This window comes from Desulfosporosinus meridiei DSM 13257 (genome assembly GCF_000231385.2).
In the GTDB taxonomy this organism is placed as follows: Bacteria; Bacillota; Desulfitobacteriia; order Desulfitobacteriales; family Desulfitobacteriaceae; genus Desulfosporosinus; species Desulfosporosinus meridiei.
In genome coordinates this window covers 506677-526384 of the sequence record NC_018515.1, presented here as the reverse complement: position 1 = coordinate 526384, position 19708 = coordinate 506677, and the positions used below count along the sequence as shown (strand labels likewise).

19 protein-coding genes and 3 riboswitches are annotated in these 19708 nt (G+C 44.0%); of the genes, 5 read left to right on the top strand and 14 right to left on the bottom strand.

Going from position 1 to position 19708, the window contains the following annotated elements:
- Positions 1 to 48 precede the first annotated feature (48 nt).
- Together DESMER_RS02440 and DESMER_RS02435 are read left to right on the top strand one after the other, a co-directional pair.
- Positions 49 to 1479, top strand: coding sequence for a DUF512 domain-containing protein (locus DESMER_RS02440; protein WP_014901479.1), 1431 nt, complete (start codon positions 49 to 51; stop codon positions 1477 to 1479).
- Between the two features lie 36 nt (positions 1480 to 1515).
- The gene (locus DESMER_RS02435; RefSeq protein ID WP_014901478.1) at positions 1516 to 2064 is read left to right on the top strand and encodes an epoxyqueuosine reductase QueH; all 549 of its coding nucleotides are present in this window, start codon (positions 1516 to 1518) and stop codon (positions 2062 to 2064) included.
- Positions 2065 to 2183: 119 nt separating this feature from the next.
- Here DESMER_RS02435 and nrdG read toward each other — a convergent pair whose 3' ends face one another.
- The 9 genes from nrdG to DESMER_RS02390 all read right to left on the bottom strand — a co-directional run bounded on the left by nrdG (position 2184) and on the right by DESMER_RS02390 (position 12155).
- Complete coding sequence (gene nrdG / locus DESMER_RS02430; protein WP_014901477.1) at positions 2184 to 2693, bottom strand: anaerobic ribonucleoside-triphosphate reductase activating protein; 510 nt, start codon at positions 2691 to 2693, stop codon at positions 2184 to 2186.
- Between the two features lie 49 nt (positions 2694 to 2742).
- On the bottom strand, positions 2743 to 5097 hold the full coding sequence (locus tag DESMER_RS02425) for an anaerobic ribonucleoside triphosphate reductase (RefSeq protein ID WP_014901476.1): 2355 nt from the start codon (positions 5095 to 5097) through the stop codon (positions 2743 to 2745).
- Positions 5098 to 5238: 141 nt separating this feature from the next.
- Positions 5239 to 5435, bottom strand: a riboswitch (cobalamin riboswitch).
- Between the two features lie 284 nt (positions 5436 to 5719).
- The gene (locus DESMER_RS02420; protein WP_014901475.1) at positions 5720 to 6448 is read right to left on the bottom strand and encodes a precorrin-6A/cobalt-precorrin-6A reductase; all 729 of its coding nucleotides are present in this window, start codon (positions 6446 to 6448) and stop codon (positions 5720 to 5722) included.
- An 83-nt stretch (positions 6449 to 6531) separates the two neighbouring features.
- The gene (locus DESMER_RS02415) at positions 6532 to 6846 is read right to left on the bottom strand and encodes an energy-coupling factor ABC transporter substrate-binding protein (protein WP_014901474.1); all 315 of its coding nucleotides are present in this window, start codon (positions 6844 to 6846) and stop codon (positions 6532 to 6534) included.
- A complete protein-coding gene (locus DESMER_RS02410) occupies positions 6846 to 7598 on the bottom strand; it encodes an energy-coupling factor ABC transporter permease (RefSeq protein ID WP_014901473.1) in 753 nt (250 codons plus the stop codon). The genes DESMER_RS02415 and DESMER_RS02410 overlap by 1 nt, the downstream gene beginning before the upstream one ends.
- Positions 7599 to 7741: 143 nt before the next feature.
- Complete coding sequence (locus DESMER_RS02405) at positions 7742 to 8572, bottom strand: energy-coupling factor ABC transporter ATP-binding protein (protein WP_014901472.1); 831 nt, start codon at positions 8570 to 8572, stop codon at positions 7742 to 7744.
- A gap of 12 nt (positions 8573 to 8584) precedes the next feature.
- Complete coding sequence (gene cbiQ, locus DESMER_RS02400; RefSeq protein WP_014901471.1) at positions 8585 to 9451, bottom strand: cobalt ECF transporter T component CbiQ; 867 nt, start codon at positions 9449 to 9451, stop codon at positions 8585 to 8587.
- Between the two features lie 207 nt (positions 9452 to 9658).
- Positions 9659 to 9850: riboswitch (cobalamin riboswitch) on the bottom strand.
- Positions 9851 to 10055: 205 nt separating this feature from the next.
- A complete protein-coding gene (locus tag DESMER_RS02395) occupies positions 10056 to 10874 on the bottom strand; it encodes a hypothetical protein (RefSeq protein WP_014901470.1) in 819 nt (272 codons plus the stop codon).
- A 12-nt stretch (positions 10875 to 10886) separates the two neighbouring features.
- Positions 10887 to 12155, bottom strand: a complete 1269-nt coding sequence (locus DESMER_RS02390; protein ID WP_014901469.1) for a multiheme c-type cytochrome — start codon at positions 12153 to 12155, stop codon at positions 10887 to 10889.
- Positions 12156 to 12642: 487 nt separating this feature from the next.
- Here DESMER_RS02390 and DESMER_RS02385 point away from each other — a divergent pair, with 487 nt between their 5' ends.
- Positions 12643 to 13032 carry a PadR family transcriptional regulator gene (locus DESMER_RS02385; protein ID WP_014901468.1) on the top strand — a complete coding sequence of 130 codons (390 nt, stop codon included), beginning with the start codon at positions 12643 to 12645 and terminating at the stop codon, positions 13030 to 13032.
- A gap of 77 nt (positions 13033 to 13109) precedes the next feature.
- Complete coding sequence (locus DESMER_RS02380; protein ID WP_014901467.1) at positions 13110 to 14069, top strand: biotin synthase BioB; 960 nt, start codon at positions 13110 to 13112, stop codon at positions 14067 to 14069.
- Positions 14070 to 14526: 457 nt separating this feature from the next.
- On the opposite strand, the gene DESMER_RS02370 is transcribed toward DESMER_RS02380, so the two are convergent.
- From DESMER_RS02370 to DESMER_RS02355, 4 genes are all read right to left on the bottom strand, one after another.
- Positions 14527 to 15573 carry a DMT family transporter gene (locus tag DESMER_RS02370; protein WP_014901466.1) on the bottom strand — a complete coding sequence of 349 codons (1047 nt, stop codon included), beginning with the start codon at positions 15571 to 15573 and terminating at the stop codon, positions 14527 to 14529.
- A gap of 223 nt (positions 15574 to 15796) precedes the next feature.
- A riboswitch (cobalamin riboswitch) is annotated at positions 15797 to 15975 on the bottom strand.
- A gap of 166 nt (positions 15976 to 16141) precedes the next feature.
- Positions 16142 to 16771, bottom strand: coding sequence for an alkaline phosphatase (locus DESMER_RS02365; RefSeq protein WP_052314826.1), 630 nt, complete (start codon positions 16769 to 16771; stop codon positions 16142 to 16144).
- Positions 16772 to 17031: 260 nt separating this feature from the next.
- Positions 17032 to 17628, bottom strand: a complete 597-nt coding sequence (locus DESMER_RS02360; protein WP_014901465.1) for a class I SAM-dependent methyltransferase — start codon at positions 17626 to 17628, stop codon at positions 17032 to 17034.
- 94 nt (positions 17629 to 17722) lie between these two features.
- Positions 17723 to 18883 carry an iron ABC transporter substrate-binding protein gene (locus tag DESMER_RS02355; protein WP_014901464.1) on the bottom strand — a complete coding sequence of 387 codons (1161 nt, stop codon included), beginning with the start codon at positions 18881 to 18883 and terminating at the stop codon, positions 17723 to 17725.
- Between the two features lie 432 nt (positions 18884 to 19315).
- Between DESMER_RS02355 and DESMER_RS02350 the strand changes: the two genes are divergently transcribed.
- Positions 19316 to 19507: a CooT family nickel-binding protein gene (locus DESMER_RS02350; RefSeq protein WP_014901463.1), complete on the top strand. Its 192-nt coding sequence runs from the start codon at positions 19316 to 19318 to the stop codon at positions 19505 to 19507.
- On the opposite strand, the gene DESMER_RS02345 is transcribed toward DESMER_RS02350, so the two are convergent.
- Complete coding sequence (locus DESMER_RS02345; protein WP_014901462.1) at positions 19504 to 19689, bottom strand: hypothetical protein; 186 nt, start codon at positions 19687 to 19689, stop codon at positions 19504 to 19506. The genes DESMER_RS02350 and DESMER_RS02345 overlap by 4 nt on opposite strands.
- Between the last annotated feature and the right edge of the window lie 19 nt (positions 19690 to 19708).

The following is a 19708-nucleotide window of genomic DNA, read 5'->3' as shown; positions in this document are numbered from 1 at the left end:
AATGAAACAAAGCCACCTTAAAAATATTCGTTGAGAGGAAAGTCACCTTTGAAGAATAAAAGGAATCAAGGTCATCTGATTAAAGAGGTGTATCCGGATTCTATTGGCGAAGAAATGAAAATTGAAGCAGGTGATATTCTGCTGACGATTAACAATGAAGAAATAGAAGACGTATTTGATTACAGGTATTTAATCAAGGATGAATTTATTGAAGTGGTCATAAGAAAGCAAAACGGCGAAGAATGGCTGCTGGAGATTGAAAAGGATTATGATGACGACTTAGGCATCGAGTTCGATAACAGCTTGATGAGCAATTATCGTTCCTGCTGCAATAAATGTATATTTTGCTTTATTGACCAGATGCCCCCCGGCATGAGGGAAACCCTTTACTTCAAGGATGACGATTCCAGACTGTCTTTTTTGCAAGGAAACTACATCACGTTGACTAATATGCAGCAAAAGGATATAGACAGAATCATCCGGCTGCATCTTGCTCCGATCAACGTATCGGTGCAGACGACCAATCCGGAACTTCGTTGTAAAATGCTCCATAACCGCTTTGCCGGGGATAAGCTTAAATATCTGGATCTGCTGTATGCAGGCCGCATTGAAATGAATGGGCAGATCGTCCTTTGCAAAGATGTAAATGATGGCCGTGAGCTGGAGCGATCCATCGCAGATCTGTCCAAATATCTTCCTTTTATGCGGAGCGTTTCAGTGGTTCCGGCGGGAATCACCAAGTACCGAAAAGGTTTGTATCCCCTTGACGTATTTAATAAACAGGACTGCGAAGCCGTTATTGATTTGATCGAGAGCAGGCAGAGTGAATTTTATGAAAAGTACGGGCTTCACTTTATCCATGCCAGTGATGAATGGTATATCACTGCCGAAAGAGAGTTTCCGGAAGAAGAACGCTACGATGGTTATATCCAGCTGGAAAATGGCGTCGGTATGATGAGACTGCTGATAGACGAGTTTAATGAGGCTCTGGTGCAGGTTAAGAAAAAAATCAAACGCAGGAAATTTAATCATAATCTGTCAAGGACACTCACCATGGTAACCGGGAAGCTAACCTATCCAACCATCAAAGGTTTTGCAGCGCAAATTATGGACGTGTTTCCGCTGATCAAAATTAATGTCTGCTGCATCCGCAATGATTTCTTCGGAGAGACCATAACCGTCTCCGGGCTGATTACCGGCCAGGATCTCATCAAGCAGCTGCAGGAAAGAAAAGATCAGGGTGAATACCTGGGAGATGTTCTGCAGATACCCTCTAATATACTGAGGTCGAGAGAACAGCTGTTTTTGGATGATATTACCGTAAGTGATGTAGAGCAAAAGCTGGGCATGAACGTGGTTGTCGTAGAATCCGGGGGCAAAGAATTTCTCGATGCTGTCCTAGCCGATGATTATCTGATGGAGCGGAACAATGAGAATTTCAGCTACATCCAAGCATATCAGCGAACAGGTAAAAGCTAAAAAGCCATTAAAATTTTATGCTCTGGAGGAACCTCAATGAAAATCTTGCTGCATACCTGCTGCGCTCCTTGTTCCCTAAAATGCGTGGATCAGCTCAGGGCCGAAGGCATAGAGCCTGTCGGATATTGGAACAATCCCAATATTCACCCGTTTACCGAATACAGAAGCCGGAGAGATGCTTTACTCCAATATGCCAAGGCTGTCGACCTGCAGCTTGTGATGAAGGATGAATACGGTCTTCGGGAATTTATCAAGGGTATTAGGCCGGATTTTGATTACCGCTGCGCCTTTTGCTATGACATCCGGCTGAACGCCACGGCAAAATACGCTGCCGAAAATGGATTCGACAGCTTTACCACATCCCTGCTTATCAGCCCCTATCAGAATCATGAGTTGATTAGCCAGGCCGCTGAGAAAGCAGCCCAAACCTATGGGATAGAATTTTTATACCGGGATTTCCGGCCCTTTTTCCGCGAAGGCCAGCAAAGGGCCCGTGAACTTTCGCTGTATATGCAGAAATACTGCGGCTGCGTTTTCAGCGAAGAGGAACGCTATCAGAAACGTAAAGCGGCAGACCGGGGTTGATCGTGACGGGCCCTACCCCCCTGCCGCAATATTCATCCATTATATACTGAAGCCCCCTAGCGTAGTCGGTTTCCTAAGCTAGGGGGCTTCAGTATATAATGGCAATGCTCTTTTGGCATTTAGAGAATGGCCTCTTGGATTTCTCCGGACTCCAGACTTTTCTTCACATCGATGAGCCGCTGATTCTCTGATCCTCTGAACTTTAAGAGCAGATTGCGCTGTGCCAGCTCGAAACGCCCGTCTACCAGAATGTCGGTATGCTTAAGCAGGCGGGACCAACCTGGCTGCTCAGAGGCATTAGCGAGAATCTCTTCATAAATATAACCGGTATAGGTTACCACATTCAGCCCTTTTTTCTGCACCTGAGCCGCCAGCTCCGCCAAAACCTCCGCTTGTTCAAAAGGTTCTCCACCGCTTATGCTTACCCCGTCCAGCAGCGGGTTCTTCGACATCTGCCTGAGCAGAGTTTCAATCTGAACCACAGTTCCACGGTCAAAGGGCTGAGTTTCAGGATTATGGCAACCCGGACAATGGTGATTGCACCCCTGGGCAAAAACCACAAAGCGGATACCCGGACCATCAACAATCGATTCTTCTATAATTCCGGCAATCCTCAGATCAGGACTCATAGTTATGCCTCCGTAGATTCTGATTTAAGGACAAACTCTGCTTCAATGCCTACTCAGCAGGGATATCCGTTTTTAAATGCTTAACCCGGTCCCGCACTTCCGCCTTCTTGGCATCATTGAAGCGGTCCAGGGTACCCACCAAATAGCCGGTGATACGGCGGATTCGCTCGAACTTCACTTTGTCCTCATAGCGTCCGCATCTCGGGCATTCGTTGCCAATGATGCCAGTATAGCCGCAAAGGGGATCCCGGTCCACAGGATGGTTGACTGCCCCGAAGCCGATGCCGGCCTCTTTCATGCAGCGAACCACTTTTTCAAAGGCCTGGAGATTCTGAGTCGGGTCCCCGTCCAGCTCCACATAAGTAATATGGCCGGCGTTGGTCAGCGCATGGTAAGGAGCTTCGATGCGTACTTTTTCATAAGCACTGATCGGGAAACTGACCGGGATATGAAAGCTGTTCGTATAGTATTCCTTATTGGTGATCTCATCAATAGTGCCAAATATTTTCTTGTCCAGTTTGATGAAACGGCCAGAAAGTCCTTCCGCTGGCGTCGCCAGCAGGGAGAAGTTCAGTTTGTACTTTTCGCTCGCTTCATCCATGCGCTTTCTCATCTGGGTGACGATCTTCAGTCCCAATTGACGGGATTCCTCGGATTCCCCGTGATGCTGTCCGGTCAGGACTTTCAGGGATTCCGCCAGGCCGATAAAGCCCATGGACAGAGTCCCATGCTTGAGTACCTCACGGATTTCGTCATCCCAGCCCAGTTGGTCGGAATCCATCCAAATCCCCTGGCCCATCAGGAAAGGGAAATTCTTCACCTTTTTGCGGGCTTGAATCTCAAAGCGCTCCAGGAGCTGATTGATGACCATGTCGATTTTCTCGTTCAGCTCAGCGAAGAAAGCGGGGATATCGCGGTTGTTTTTCAGGGCAAGCCGGGGCAGGTTGATCGTGGTAAAACTGAGATTGCCGCGCCCGAAAAGGGTTTCACGAGAAGGGTCGTGTACATTGCCCACCACCCGGGTGCGGCAGCCCATGTAAGCAATCTCGGTTTCCGGACGGCCCGGAACATAGTATTGGAGATTGAAGGGGGCATCTATAAACGAGAAATTGGGAAAAAGGCGCTTGGCACTGACCCGGCAGGCCAGCTGGAAGAGATCATAGTTGGGCTCTCCGGGATTATAGTTAACGCCTTCCTTGACTTTGAAAATATGGATTGGGAAGATGGGGGTTTCCCCATTGCCCAAGCCGGCTTCTGTGGCCAGCAAGAGGTTTTTGACCACCATGCGGCCTTCGGGGGTAGTATCCATACCGTAGTTAATCGAGCTAAAGGGGATTTGCGCTCCGGCCCGGCTATGCATGGTATTCAGATTATGAACCAGGGCTTCCATGGCCTGATAGGTGCGGCGGTCGGTTTCGGCAACGGCTTTTTTGACGGCAAATTCCTGAGCCTTGAGGATTGTGACAGAGTCCATCCGATAATAATCCCAAAGAAAATGGGCTTCCAGCTCAAGATATTCATTGTCCGAGTTCAGAACCGGCACGATACCCCGTTCCTTCTCGAGCATTTGAAAGACCACATTCAGCCGGGTTTCCAGGTCTGTGTCTGAACCGGCAATTCCGTTTCCACCCAGCAGCTCCATTGCTTTCAGGAAATTTTGCCGGTAGAGGCGGGTGTAGGTCTTGGCGACTCCGGGCGCCATGCCATAATCAAAGTTAGGGATACTCTGGCCGCCGTGCTGATCATTCTGGTTGGATTGAATGGCAATGCAGGCCAATGCGCTGTAACTGTTAATATCGTTTGGTTCCCGAAGGAAACCGTGGCCGGTGCTAAATCCGTCCTTGAACAGCTTTTCGATATCGATCTGGCAGCAAGTGGTGGTCAGCATGAGAAAATCCATGTCGTGAATATGGATATCTCCGTCCCGATGAGCTTTGGAATGCTCAGGCTTCAAGACAAACATCTCATTGAACTGCTTGGCCCCTTCCGAACCGTAACGAAGCATGTTGCCCATAGCGGTGTCCCCATCGATATTGGCATTTTCCCGCTTCATATCATTATCTTTGGCTTCCTGGAAGGTCAGATCTTCATAAACTTTCATCAGGCGGGTATTCATTTCCCTGATCCGGGTCCGTTCCGCCCGGTAGAGGATGAATTCCTTGGAAGTACGGGCATGGCCGGTCTCGATCAGGACTTTTTCCACGGCGTCCTGAATTTCTTCCACCTCAGGAACTTTTTTCCTGAGGCTTTGCTCTATATATTCCACTACCTTTTCTGCAAGCAGCATGGCCGAATCATAATCTTTGCCTCCTGTGGCACTGGCTGCTTTGAAAATAGCATTGGCGATCTTTTCGATGTTAAATGGAGCTTCTCTGCCATCTCTTTTTTTGATCTTTGTAATCATCGTCAGTGATTCCCCTTCCTCTGAGTTTTTAAACATCTCTCAAGCTAAAGAAACAAAAAACTTCTTGACAGAAATATCAAGAAGCTAAACTAAACACTCATTTTTTATTCAGCATCCGGCATACCTCTATCACTCGTAGAGTCAGCACATCTGACCCAGGCAGGTCTTCTGACTTGGGCTTCATTCATATTTCCCTGCCTTCCCGAAACAAACCAGTGGCAAAAATTAAGGAAACATATCTTCCCATACAGCGGCGGGACCGTGCAGGATTTACACCTGCTTCCCTTTTAAACTGCATTTGAGCACAAACTGCAGTCACCTGAGCAGAATAAATATGCAATTATACTAAAATGATAGCGCATCCCCGATAGCGTGTCAATCGAACAAATTGTGTCGATTGACAGACAGGCTTACTCCCGCTTGCGACTTGAGTAGCTGCCATTCATATAACGACATAGACGGCTTCTGGCATCTGCCAGTCGCCGTCTTCTGTTATTTTACTACAGCAGTCATATCAAGGGTTAGAGACATTCCTTCCTCCTTACACGCCCAGAAATATGAACATTGGTAAGTGCATCAATTTGGCGGGACAGAAAAATACAAGGGAAAGGGAAAGTGTTTATTACCTAATGTCAGGAATATTATTATCTACCCAATTCTGTAATTCGACAACGGTACTTACGGTCAAGTCGGTGCTAATTTTTTTCTTTTTAACAAGCACAATTTCCATACCAAGTTCTAAGGCCGCTGATATTTTCGTATCCGTTCCCCCGGCGAGACCACTGTCCAAAGTCAAAAGAATATCTGCTCGATAGAACTTAAATAATGTTTTATTGATATCTTTGGAAAAAGGACCTTGTATCGCGACAATATCCCTGGGACTAATTCCCATATCCCGACATTTTTGTACTAAATGCCCTTGGGGAAGAATTCTTATAACCACACGAGTTAGATTGGCAAAAGTACTGAACACGACACTTTCCAACTGATGGCTGCCGGTTGTAACAAAAATTGTTACCTTTCTTCCTTTTTTTTCAGACAAATTTTCGACACATTGTTTTAGTTGGAGCAATGCTTTTTCCCAACCATAGACCGGAAATATTAAAGGGCTGGCAGGGATCTTCGTTTCAGGTCTTTCAAGCCTAAGATAGGAAATTCCCCTCTGTTCACACCATTGGCATAAGGTCGCGAACTTGCTGCTTGATGGATGGCTGGCGTCAAGAATGACGGAAGGCGTCTGAGGGCATCCCTTTTCCGTCCAGCTTCGTATGCGTTCAAACTCAAGCCCCCTGGTTTTAAGATATACAGCAATTTCACCTGCCTCAGCCGTTTCTCCCAAAAGTATGATCATTTTTGCGAGTACCTCCCTGACCGTGACGAAAAATTATTTTGTTTAAAGCTTCTTGACCTTTCCAATAGTCAATGATCTTTCTTTTACTTTTTTTGATTCTCCAGCTTAGTCCTCTCTACGAATCTTCCCAAGAAAAAGAAAAGAACACCGACTCCAATACCGGTCTGAACACAGAAGAGTAAACTCTCAATTTCTCCCGGTATTTCTCCACCAATCCAGGTTTCCATAACAGGTGTAAACCAAGGCTGATAATCGGTACCAGTTATTTCGGAAACCACCTGACTTCCTGCATCGTCGGAGCCACCGAATTCGGCACCCTTTAAGGCAAAAAATGGCACAAGGGCAATCAATACAGCTAAAACTAATAAAATGACAACTTTATTTTTAGTCTTTTCCATCACTTACTACCTCCGATTAAAAACCCAATCTTTCTTAATTCCGGTTTTGCATAGGTTTCAAGACCCATAATAATAACAACACTTAAAATACCCTCGATAATGGCCAGTGGCAGTTGTGTCGGGGCAAACACTGCAAGGAATTTGAGTGCGGATGCCAGGACACCACCCGTCGCCGAGGGATAGGCAAGTGCAAGCTGAGCACTGGTTACGCAATAGGTAAATAAGTCGCCGATTGATGCCGCCAGAAAAATGCCAACATATTTGTTGATTTTCAGCGCCTGACATAATTTGTAGATTCCATAAGTAACGAAGGGACCGGCAATCCCCATAGAAAACGTATTAGCACCCAGAGTGGTCAGTCCGCCATGCGCCAGCATAATCGCCTGAAAAAGTAGTACAATGATACCTAGGATGCTGACTGCGGCAGGACCGAATAAAATTGCCCCAAGGCCGGTACCGGTCATATGTGAACAACTTCCTGTTACTGACGGAATCTTTAAAGATGAAAGTACGAAAATGAACGCACCTGCCATGGCCAGCAAAGTAATCGATCTGCGATCCTCAGCGATTGTTTTCTTGATTGACAGATAACCTATCACCAAAAATGGGATGCAGATTGCGCCCCACGCAATACTAAATCCCACCGGAAGATAACCTTCCATGATGTGCATAGCGTTTGCTGTGGGAAGTGTTCCGAAAAGTAAAGAAATAGCTATTAAACCAATAAAAAATCCCTTTTCTTTGATGTTCATTTTGCTTCCTCCGTTTTTCTTCGTGTTTTTTTTAAATAATTTGATTACAATAAAAGAGTTAATTCGCCTCCTTTGTAATTGTAATAGGAAATGCTCTTGCTGACAGCATCCCACCTTCGTTGGCAACTGTATATGCTTAGGTATTACATGTTTCTAAGCATTTCCTTGAATGCCTGAGTACTTACGGGATAGGCTTTTGTATCTTCAAGCAGATGTTTTTCAACAAGCAGCTCATAGACTTCCATTAGCGTCGGCCGTTTAAGATTTGCCTGTTTTAAAATCTCTTCGTTTTGGAAAATTTTCAAGGGTGGCCCGTCTGCGATAATTTTCCCTTGAGAGAAGACAATGGCTCTTTCAGCCCATCTGTAGACAAAATCTACATCATGGGTGGAAACAAGTATTGTCTTGCCCTCTGAACCAATCTTGTCCAAAACCGCTTCCAATATTTGAGTATTTAAGGGATCCAGTCCCGCCGTAGGTTCATCAAAAATAATAATCTCTGATTTCATGGCGATGATATCGGCTATGCTGACACGCTTCTTTTCTCCGCCGCTCAAATAGTGAGGCGGGCGATCCCTAAAATCCTGAATGTTCATATAGGTCAGTGCTTCCTCAACCCGCCTCAGGACTTCCTCTTTGGGAAGCTTTAAGTTCATCGGTCCAAATCCCACTTCTGCCATCACTGTGGAGGCGATGATCTGATTGTCGGCATCCTGAAATACGATGCCAATATTTTTACGGAGCTCTTTCAAGTTTTTTTTATTAATGATAACCCCTCGGTAGCTAATTTCTCCCCGATCCGGAGTAAGGACTCCGTTGGCATTAAGAAAAAATGTGGATTTACCGGCACCATTGGAGCCAATGACTGCGATTTTCTCACCTTCATAGATATCCGCATTAATACGATTCAATGCGGGAGTCCCATTTCCGTATGTATAATGCAGGTCCTTGATTTTTAAGATTGGTTCTCCCATTATCTTTCCTTCCTATCGTGTAAAGTTCCAGAGCAGAATTAGAAAAATGATGAATACTGCTGCCTTGGCCATTTGTGATACTTTTACTTTTTTAACCTCTTCCAAAAATATAAGATCTCCATCATAGCATCTGGCTTCCATGGCGTCATAATAAGCATCAGCCTTTTTAAATGAAACAATCAGCATATTACTGGCAATTTTGCCAAAGGTATACCAGGAAGTTTTAATATCACAGAAGCCAAGACGAGAATGCGCAGAATTTCTCATTTTGATATTGACATCGATGAGAATGAAAATGTAACGGTAAATAAGACTCATCAGTTCTACAATAAGCTTCGGCGCACGTGCCCTTTGCAGGACACTGATAATCTCGGAGGATGGAGTCGATAAGGTCATCATTTCCATAGCACTAATCGCCGCAAAAACCTTCAGCATCAAAAACAGCATGATCTTAAGACTCGCCTGGGAAGTAAAGACATAGAAGAAACCAAGATACAGATTATACTGTCCAAGCGGTTGTGTCGAAAAGTCAAGGCCAATGGTAATAGTGCCAAGCAGAATAAAGGAGATTGGAATCATCAAGATAGACAAATAGGCCTGTAGCGAAAGCCCCCCTTCTATGATGGTCAAATAGGACATTGCCAAAATAACCGCAAGAGAAACATAGGGATTGTTCAATACAATAGCAAGAACCAGGGTCAGCAAGGAAAGAGATACTTTAAAAGCAGCATTCCAATGTCTGATTTTGGATGCATGAGCATAAAAATCGATGGAAGATCCTTCGCCGTGCTTATGCCTGATTTTATGGTGACGATGCTTTATTTCATCCTCATGGGTATGTCCATTACAATGTTCACTTTTGAGAACGATTGTGTTCATCCATATCCCCCTTCGTTTTTTATTACCAGTGGTCTTAACAAAACTGTCATGAGTGGCAAAACAAATTAGTATTCAATAACAAGCGGCACCAAACTAAGAGAAAAAATGTCCTTACAAAAACAAAAGCCCTTTACCACATAAAAGGGTAAAAGGTTCAGCCCGTATTAATTACGAACGCAAATTCAACCCCTAACACTCCCGTAGGTAGTTTTTACTTCAGAACAAGCAGGTCTCCTGACTTAAGATCCTCATCAACTCACGTCTTCCCAGGATTAAATACCCAGTGACAATTTGTAAGTAGACTCCCTTTCACAGTGGCGGGCGCCGCGTCAGCATAACTGACTTCCCTTTTCAATTCTTTCCCCTCAGGAAAGAATCACTCATTCCTACATATTTAATTGTGCATATTCTAACACGAACCACTAGGTTTGTATAGTACCATTGGGTAAGTCTTCAAGGCCTCCGTCCTCTGGCTTTCCACTCTGGCGCAACCCCAATAACAATCAAACTGCCAGCCAAGCCGGTTTGACCCTCTCCAAGCCCTCATACCTGGAGAGTAAAACCGCACTTGCTGGCAGTGTTGACCAGAAGCAGTACTTTTCCTTTAAAGGCTATTGTCTTCATGGGCAACGGTCTGTTCCGGCAGCAAGCTAAGGCCGCCTAAGAAGGCAAGATTAGAGAAAAGAAGCGGTCCCAGTAAAGGGTTGCGATACATCATTCTTGCCCAGACAATACCCTGAGTTCCCGCCAAATCACCTAAAAGGTGAAATCCCAAGCCCAATATCCCTACGAACAGATTAAGAAGCATAATCCAGAAAAATATATATATTTCTGTAGTGTTAGCCTGGTAATAGGCTAAATAGAAACAAGCAATGGCAGCCAGGGAACCCGTTACTAATGGAATCAAGGTGTAACCAGGTATAAAAGCTAAACGAGCATGGTCTAAAAATGCTGCTGCTACGGAACCCCAAAAGCCAAGGCCCACCAAAATCAGTAGTTTTGAACGTCGAGAGGTTCCTCGATATCCCTCGCTCACCAACGCATAACAGGAAATTCCGGCAAAGGCAATTGGAGCAGCCACAGGTGAGCCTTCAACCAAAAGACGATGCAGAGTTTCCCGACTAAAGGTGGCATTTCCAAATAGGTGAAAGACGGTCCCTATCACGCCGACAAAGACACCCAACCACATGACAAGTTGAAAGACTCGCTTAACCCGGATATTGGATTTAAAAATAAGCAGAACCAAAATAGCCAGAACTGCCAGTGGGGTGTAAATTAAGGGAATGAGTTCCCAACGAAAAAAATTGTTCTGTGAGTGGGCAATCAAGACATCCACACCCGTCAGCAGAAAGTTAATCCCCATCATCCCAAGCAAAAGAGGAGTTTTATTAAGAGAAGCTATTCGGATCAACCGATCAAACATATTCAAATCCTCCTAGGGCTTTGCTTTCGCTTTTAAGTCATCGGCAGCAGATTGGAGTTCTACGAGGGCTTTTTCCTGTTCATAAATACCGTGCCAGTTTACGTAGTCTGCTCCGCCCATAACTGCTCCAAACCGCGCTCTACGGCCTTCGTGATGCCATAACTCAAAATATACAAAATCCATGGGATCAGCAAAGGATTTTGTACCCAGCAAACCGGCATCCCGCAGATCTTGGACAATGGACTTTCCTTTCTTGACATTTTGATTGGTTAGAGCAATCGTTTTTTCTGCTTTACTGGTTACGTCATCAATAAACGGCTGAGCATGGCAATTCAGACAGATCCCATTCATGGTCTGCTGTTGAACCTCTCCGTCTTTACGAACGGAAGCAATCTCAGGTGCCAGGGACCATTTGAGACGTTTGCCTACATCGTGGGTTCCTTCAACACTCCCGAAAGCCGACATATGACAGGTGGCACAGGTCGGGGCTGGAAAATCAGCGACAGTTAAGGTTCCTGACGGAGCATCCATGTTGTATTTGGACTGGTTTGTTTGGTAGTAAGTTCCATGAGCCGACTCATTATAGATTTCAATCTGAGGATGATCCGGACCCAAGTGACATTGACCACAGGTTTCCGGCTTACGCGCTTGTGCTTCATCAAAAGTATGTCTTAAGTGACATTTTGTGCAATCTCCAAAACTGCCATCACTGTTCTTTTCACCAATACCATGGCAAACCTCACAGGACTGTGCACTAGCATCCTGTCCAATCAGATTGAATACCGGGTTAGTTTTGCCCCCATTGAGGGGGTTGCCATTGGCATCCAGCAAATGATAGTTAGCCAGTTCCTCTGGAGTGAAATTTTCTGACCCTTGAACAGCATACCATGATTTTGCCGAATGATTACTGTCCTCAAACTCCTTGACCTCTGTCTCATGACATTGAGCACAATTATTAGGCGTTGGTTTGACGATAAGGGCTACATCGTAATGCTCCTCTGTCAAAGATTCTTGACCTTTCACCGCTTTATGGCAGTCCAGACATTGAACTCCCCGGCCGGAGTGTTCGCTATCATGATATTGCTGGATAATTCCGGGATTGTCTTTTTGATGGCACTCAACACAGGCTTTGTTCTCGCCGGCGGATACTACGCTCAAAGCCGGCATACTCATACTTAGTCCTTGTGGTCCAACAACATATTGATAAGTCATAAATAATAGGACACCTGCCAGGACCGCACCCATTCCCAAAAGAGCAATCATTTTTGTTGTTGACTTCATCTTTTGATTTAATCTCCTCCTTGTTTTTGATTTCTGGGCAGTAACCCATAAGTTTCCCGATGTCGTCCAATTATGTAAGTAAGTCTTTAGAAAACTCAAAATTTTTTACTGCCTTAACCAATCGAATACCTTCCTTAAAATTTTTTTAGCTTATCATTTCTAGTTTAGTATTACTTGAAAAACTTTACTGTGATTGAAATCACTATTGATTCCGTATATCTAAAATATTTAACAATAAATGCAGACTACTTTCCTTTAGGAAGGTAGCTGCATTTTTTCTACCAGCTTAGCCCTCTCTTGCGCACTTGCACTGATACCTAAGACTTTCACTCATAAATGCTATTATTTAACACTTTCGATTCAGCTCATTCCGGATTTGCTTGGCAGAGGCAATGATCTCGTAATTGTTTTTACCACAAAACATCTTGACAAACATTACCAATATTATATTCTATAGTAGACTATATCTACTATAGGAGAATGTCTTATGCTTGATTTTAACAAATGCCCCTGTTCGGGTAGTAACCTTGACAAATTAGTTCAGCCAACGATTTTAACGATTCTTGCTCAGGAAGACCTTTACGGCTATAAAATTGTCCAACGAATTGCGGAATCCCCAATGTTTAAAGGGCATAAACCAGATGGAACAGGTGTTTATCGCACACTTAAAGCCATGGAGCAGCGGGGTTTAGTAATCTCATCCTGGTCTTTGACGGATACAGGACCAGCAAAAATTTTTTACCATATTACGAAGGAGGGAGAAGAGTGCCTTTCTCACTGGATTAATACCTTGGAAGAATACCGTCAAATCATTGGCATGATGTTAGAGGAAGTACACAATGTATGCGCTAAAATTAAGGCAGCAAAAACAACGTAAATTTAACAAAAGATTACCTATTAAAACATCAATGATGTAGAAAGGTAATTCTAAAGTAAAAAATAGGAGGGATTAATGTGTCCATTTCCAATCTATTATTATCTGCTCAAGAGGGAAAGCTTTTAGACCAAAAAGATGCTATTACACTATTGAATGTTGATTACCATTCTGAAGATTTTTACAAGCTGCTATCTACTGCAAATTACTTGTCTCGTACTGAATACGATAATAAAGGTTTGATTTTTGCTCAAATAGGCATAAATGCAGAGCCTTGTTCAGTAAACTGTAAATTTTGTTCAATGGGACAAAACCACTATTCCCTACCAGTTACACAAAGGAAAAACATAGCGGAAATATTATCAGAGCTGGATTTATTGCTTACCAGTGGTATAGATGATTTTTTCTTAATGACAACGGCTGATTATCCAATCAACGATTTTATGGATATTGCGAAAATCGCAAGAAAAAACTTGCCTGACAATATTAGATTTGTTGCCAATATCGGAGATTTTGTTCATGAAACAGCAAAAAGGCTTAAAGATATTGGTTTCACAGGAGTTTATCACATCAACCGCTTAAGAGAAGGTATTGATACTACCTTAAAACCTGAGACTAGGATAAATACTCTTAATGCAGTTCGCGATGCCGGTTTAGAATTGTACTATTGTGTCGAGCCTATCGGACCTGAGCACTCCTATGATGAATTAGCCGCTGAAATGATTAGAGCAAGGGATTATGATGTTAAAGTTATGGCAGTTATGCGCCGAACCCCAGTCAAAGGAACCCCTTTATATGAAAAAGGGCAAATTTCTGCCATAGAGCTGACCAAAATTGCCGCAGTCGCCCGATTAGTTACTCGTCCGAAGAGAGCTATGAATGCTCATGAGGTTACTCAAATGTCACTGTTAGCTGGCGTTAATCAGCTTTATGCAGAATATGGAGCCAATCCAAGAGATACTGAATCTCAAACTGAAAAGAATAGAGGTTTCTCGGTTACGCAAGCTCGGAACATGTTGTGGGAAGCCGGTTATAAGTAATTTTCATCCCACTATTCTCCATGCCCCTAACCTCAAGCAGCAAATTCGCCGACGTCGGCGAATTTGACCTGCCTTCCCCCGGGCCGTCAGCGAAGCCTACACAAGACCTACACAAGGGGACGGTTCGAACCCCTCTATTTTCTTATGCAGCCTCAGTCAAAAATGCAGATGTAGTTGAACAACCTTACTCAAAGCATATGTGTTCAAACCCTCATCTGTGACAAACTAAAAAAGAGCCTTTTTACGGCTCTTTTCCACTATCACGAGACCAGCCTACATGATGATTGTCATGCCTCAAATTTCTTAAGTTCTCTCGCCCATCTTCATAAGAATAAAAGATTGAGATAGACTTGATCACCGCCGGATCAAGTCTGCTCAGCATTTCTGACCTGTGGCCTTCCTCAAACCGTTCAAATATATTCAGCACAATAAAAGCAAAGCATGTTCCTCCTTAACTCTAATGGGAATGAACATGATGCATATCTGGTGTGTGCGCGTGTACATGCACTATTTTTTCATGGGTATGAACATGGCTGTGTTCGCCTTCACCTATGCAGTCATGGAGGTGAGTATGGTGATAATCCTCGTGATTATGCCTATGTTCGTGAGTGCCTTCTTCATGAGTATGGGGATGTTTATGGTGTTCCACTCCTCCAAAATAAGCACCGATTATCATAATAATTAAGGCGACAATAAAGGATAGGGTAATGTGCTGACCGAAAAGTACTATCGAGAATAACACCCCAGTAAAAGGAGCGACTGCGTAATAAGCGCTTGTTCTTGCTGCGCCGAGTTCTCTTTGCGCGATAATATAAAAGTAGATACTAAGACCATAGGACACAAATCCTAGCACTAAGGCCACTAATAGGTATAACACCTTGGTGCTGTACTGCTTTAGGGCAAGTGCGATTATGAGTGACCCTACTCCAGAGCCGAAACCCTTGACAACAACAATTTGCAGAGGGTCTTTCAGGGACAATATACGAGTACAGTTATTTTCCAAACCCCAGCAAATGCAAGCGAGGATAACAAATATTGAGCCGTTTGAGAAGGAAAAGCCCGTTAAATCCTCAACGGATAAAATAATGCTTGCTAAGGTTATCAGTGAAATAGCGATCCACATTCTCTTGCCAATTGCCTCTTTAAATATCAATAAAGCAATAAGTGATGTCGCCACAATTTCAAAGTTGCTGAGTAGGGAGACGTTTGCAGATGTTGTCATCGTAAGTCCAATCATCAAGCAAACAGGTGCAGCCACATCAAGGATAATCATACCCAAAATATACGGCATTTCTTTTTTTGTCATCTTAGCTTCAATTTGTTCGCTTTTGCTAAGTGCTTTTACTATATTAATGGTTAACATTCCGAAGCCCGCCCCGAGATAAAGGAGTGCAGCCATTAACGTAGGAGGTATTTCCTCAAGCAATAGCTTAGATACTGGTGAGCTTATCCCAAAAAGTGCCGCCGCCAATATTGCTATAGATATTGCTGTTTTATTTTTCATAATAGTTCTTTCAATTGCCAACACAAAAATCTTTGCACAGCATCAATGTCTTCCGAAGTAATCGTCCGAATTACTAGATCTTCCTTAGTCAACGCCATCAATTCTCCTTTTCTAATGCAGAGTCATGGCCTCCCTCTGGAAACCTTTATGTACACTCAATAATAAAAGCCTTTCAAACTAATGAAGGGCTGAATAGACAAAGTCCCTTCACCCATCCGTCGTGAGTAAAGCTTATTAGGCATCAGGTTCCTGACTTAGGTTCATGTTACTGCCTCCCGACCAAGTTTCCTCAGTGGATGACGCAAACTCCCCCTTACAGTGGCGGGACCGCGCCGGATTTGCACCGACTTCCCTGTGATGATTCTCCCCTAAGAGAGATCTCAAGCCCATATTGAATTATCAAATCAAATGTATCACATACCCAATATTTGGTCAAGGGTCAACAAAGAGCCCTCAATGGAGACTAAGCCATAATCATCTGGATCAATAGCCACAACTTTGCCTGAACGGTTATTTAAAGCCAAGATTTCTTCGTTAGTATTGGCTATGGTATAGCCGGCTTTCTCGACTATTTCATAGATAGATTGATCGGTGCCCTTAGGACCTTTTTTTGATCAAAATCGCCGCCGCCAAAATAATCAAAGCCACTGGCTGCCAGTTGTTTGCCAATTTCATAGGCATCATTTCGATTGCTGACCTTAGCATAGTAAGCCGCGGGAGTAGCGTGGGTGATGGGAACACTGGTTACAATCCCAATCTTATAGCCTTTAGCCTTTAAATCTTCCGTGATGGGTGTGTAAGTCTTGGTTTTACTCTCATCCATATTTATGACGCCGGACAAAGTTTTCTGACCTGAAGCGAGAGAAGTAGCCGTTGAAGCAGAATCGGGAATAAAGGAAGAAGAATCCTGAGTCATAAGGGCCCCGTGAACAGGATACTTAGTAAAGCTCAATTGCTCAGGAGAAAGCTTTCCGGGCAGAGATTTTTCCCCCAGATACATTTCCGCGCTGCTGACTTGGGCATAGCTCATGCCATCTCCGATAAACATAAAAACATATTTTGGGGTTTTTCCTTGATAGACCTCCTCCTTGGCTGACTTGGCTATCCCCAGATTCGGCTGAGCAGCTAAAAGGGATATAAGTAATGTGCCGATAACAACGATAAACGCGAGACCTTTGGAATGGCTTCTTTTGAACATTCCTATTTACACCTCCGAAAATTTTTCTTAATTGTATAACACTAGTATTAAGCGCTGATTACGTTTTTGTAAGCTTGCTGTTATTTTTTTCTATTTTTGCCAAAGAGAAAATGCGCCAGTCAAGAGAATCTCCATTCTCTCACCAACGCATTAATCCCATCTACATTCAATTCCCTCCGGAAGTAAATCCCTTGTTTGCCGTCCCTAAACCTTCGCAAACCCTTTCATTGATTTTGTCCCAGTCTTTTCCCTTAACCAGCTCATGCTTTCCTTCCCGATAAGCAATAACCCTGAGGAGCATCCTCCAAGGTGATCTCTGCAAACCCCGCCTCAGCAAAGATGGACTTCATCTCCTTCTCCTCCGGCAGCAGACAGTTTTGGACTGCACCACCCAGCGACACATGGAGATTATTAATATACTCTCTGCTGTGGGGATGCATGACAGTAACTCGCCCTCCGGGTCTCAGAACGCGAGCCATTTCCTGAGCAGAGCGCCTCAGATCATCAAAGTGGGGAAAAGCTGAGTTGCACACCACTTCGTCGACTGCCTGATCTGTCAAGGGAATCTCCTCCGCAGCTCCCTCTATGAACTCTAAGTTAGGGTACTGATATTTTTTTCTAGCTTCTGCCAGCATCTGGGGAGCAAAATCTAGCCCCACCACATTTCCGGCTGAACCCACGGCTTCGATCAGCAGAGGAACCAGTACTCCCGTGCCTGTCCCCAGATCCAGCACCTTACAGCCCGGGGGCAAGGCCAGCTCTTCTACCATATTTTTTAACCTGAGTATTACCTCATCTTCAATTAGAGTATCCCACTTGGCTGCCTTCTCATCAAAATAGGCTTTTTTATGACTCATCCTGCTCTCTCCTTTTGTCCTTTTAGTCCACTAATAGTTAAAACTCAATCTCTTGTCTAACATCATTTTTTGACCTGAGCAGATTTAACTTCTCTTAGGGTTGAGTTAAATCGAGTTTCTTAAAGCCGCCATAATCTTTGGCCATCTCTTCATAAACAGGTTTACCTAAGAGAAAGGTGTAGATTTCCTCACTCTTTTTAACCGGGTCAATGTCCTGAAACTTCTCCGGAAAAATCACCTTCCCGGCATAATAGGCATCTGCCAGGGCTGTATCAATATTAGTAGTATAAAAATTATAGGGGATCTGACCGTAGACCTGCCCGTTCTTGACAGCCCTTAGAGATTGATAAAATGTCGGGTTTTTCTGAGCGTCGGCAAGCACTTTACTGTACCCGCCTTCATCAATAAAGAGAATGTCAGGATCCCAGCTCACCAGCTTTTCCCGTTCAATCATCAAACTGCCGCTTTTTCCCGTTTCATCGACGACGCTCCGAGCTCCAATGTTCATAAACGGAGGATACTTGGCTTGAGTACTTTCAATGCCCTGGGTTCCTTTCACTCCTAACCCACCTACATAGACCTTGGGTTTATCAGCGTCTGCTATACCCTTAGTGCGCTCTGCCAGATCCAGCTGACTCTTCTTAACATAATTAATGACTTCTGCAGTCCGTTGTTGTGTTCCGATAATCTGGCCGACCAGATCCAAGGACTGGTAGATTTCTTTCTCATTGAAGGTTGCCAAGGGCCCATAACTCAAAACCACGACAGGAATCCCAGTCTTTTTCTGCAGATTATCTGCCTTAGCTTTGTCCACCAGATAGGCGATAAATATGACATCCGGCTTAACGCTCAGCAACGCTTCTTCATCCGGCACCGTATCTATCCCGCCCTGCCCAATGGTAGGCAAGGACTTTAGTTCCGGATAAGCAAACATATAAGGCCTGCCCGTGGGGACTTTCTTTTCCATATCCTCGATCCCAACCACCCCCTTGGTTCCCTCCGCATAAGCAACCAGCCTTAAGGACCCCGGCCCAACTGCCACAATCCTTTGAGCCGGAATTTTTACATGGACCTCACGCCCCACTAGATCTGTCACAGTTTGCATTTCCGAATTGACTGTTCCCTGTGCGCTTACTGCGGGCTGATCTGTCTCCGCCTTATTGCTGCCCGGCCCTGCTGAGCAACCCAACAAAGCCATCCCGACCAACAGTAAACATAGCAACCGAGCGCAATCTTTTATGATTTTTTTACTCATTTTATAATCCCCTTCCTGATTTGCCAGCACCTACATTCTGCACATGCCTTTATGTCTCCTCTGCTAAGATATCGGCATCACCTCTATTTCTTAAATACCTAAAAAGACCATAGAAATCATAGGCGCCTTATGCCGCCTAATGACCTCCATGGTCTTAAATACACTAGTTAATTTCCTTATAATTTCCTTAGTAGTATTCGTCATTAGCTTTGAAACCCCTGCTTGTTTTGGAAAATTTTCCTTAAAAGATACTTGAATAGCCAAATAACACTTCTTCAAAAATCCAACAATTGCGAGAAGGAATTATCCACTTTTTGTGGAATAGAATAATCACAAATATACAATAAAAAAGAACCATGGAGGTCTTGACTTGACATTAAGTCGAGTCAAGACCTCCATGGTCTTTTTATAGCTTGAAGGAGGATGATTGTAATGTGTGAATCTAACGTTTATCTCCAAGATGGGGAAAAGGAAGTCCTGATCATGGAGTCGGTAGATAGCATTCAACCCTGTGAGAACGGCGTGAATCTAATGGACATCCTTGGCAGACAGATGTTTGTTCCTGCCAGAATCAAAGCTATGACTTTGCTCAACCACCGAATTATCATTGAAAAAATATCTTAAAAGTCTCTTTTTCTTGACGATGGGGATAATTCCTCCAGCTCATCTTCAATATCCATAAGCTGGACTAGCCAGCGAGAGCGTCTTTCTCTATCCGACATATATTTCCCTAAAATCTCTGATTTTTTAGCGTACAACGATTGTTTGCGATCTTCTGTCTCCTGTGTTCGTGTTCTTTGTCCCATAGCCTAACCTCTTTTCATA

Bases quoted from the DNA above. Each gene is read 5' to 3' on its own strand.
- DESMER_RS02435 (WP_014901478.1), top strand. From the start codon at position 1,516: ATGAAAATCTTGCTGCATACCTGCTGCGCTCCTTGTTCCCTAAAATGC.
- nrdG (WP_014901477.1), bottom strand. From the start codon at position 2,693: ATGAGTCCTGATCTGAGGATTGCCGGAATTATAGAAGAATCGATTGTT.
- DESMER_RS02425 (WP_014901476.1), bottom strand. From the start codon at position 5,097: ATGATTACAAAGATCAAAAAAAGAGATGGCAGAGAAGCTCCATTTAAC.
- DESMER_RS02420 (WP_014901475.1), bottom strand. From the start codon at position 6,448: ATGATCATACTTTTGGGAGAAACGGCTGAGGCAGGTGAAATTGCTGTA.
- DESMER_RS02415 (WP_014901474.1), bottom strand. From the start codon at position 6,846: ATGGAAAAGACTAAAAATAAAGTTGTCATTTTATTAGTTTTAGCTGTA.
- DESMER_RS02410 (WP_014901473.1), bottom strand. From the start codon at position 7,598: ATGAACATCAAAGAAAAGGGATTTTTTATTGGTTTAATAGCTATTTCT.
- DESMER_RS02405 (WP_014901472.1), bottom strand. From the start codon at position 8,572: ATGGGAGAACCAATCTTAAAAATCAAGGACCTGCATTATACATACGGA.
- cbiQ (WP_014901471.1), bottom strand. From the start codon at position 9,451: ATGAACACAATCGTTCTCAAAAGTGAACATTGTAATGGACATACCCAT.
- DESMER_RS02395 (WP_014901470.1), bottom strand. From the start codon at position 10,874: ATGTTTGATCGGTTGATCCGAATAGCTTCTCTTAATAAAACTCCTCTT.
- DESMER_RS02390 (WP_014901469.1), bottom strand. From the start codon at position 12,155: ATGAAGTCAACAACAAAAATGATTGCTCTTTTGGGAATGGGTGCGGTC.
- DESMER_RS02385 (WP_014901468.1), top strand. From the start codon at position 12,643: ATGCTTGATTTTAACAAATGCCCCTGTTCGGGTAGTAACCTTGACAAA.
- DESMER_RS02370 (WP_014901466.1), bottom strand. From the start codon at position 15,573: ATGAAAAATAAAACAGCAATATCTATAGCAATATTGGCGGCGGCACTT.
- DESMER_RS02365 (WP_052314826.1), bottom strand. From the start codon at position 16,771: ATGTTCAAAAGAAGCCATTCCAAAGGTCTCGCGTTTATCGTTGTTATC.
- DESMER_RS02360 (WP_014901465.1), bottom strand. From the start codon at position 17,628: ATGAGTCATAAAAAAGCCTATTTTGATGAGAAGGCAGCCAAGTGGGAT.
- DESMER_RS02355 (WP_014901464.1), bottom strand. From the start codon at position 18,883: ATGAGTAAAAAAATCATAAAAGATTGCGCTCGGTTGCTATGTTTACTG.
- DESMER_RS02350 (WP_014901463.1), top strand. From the start codon at position 19,316: ATGTGTGAATCTAACGTTTATCTCCAAGATGGGGAAAAGGAAGTCCTG.
- DESMER_RS02345 (WP_014901462.1), bottom strand. From the start codon at position 19,689: ATGGGACAAAGAACACGAACACAGGAGACAGAAGATCGCAAACAATCG.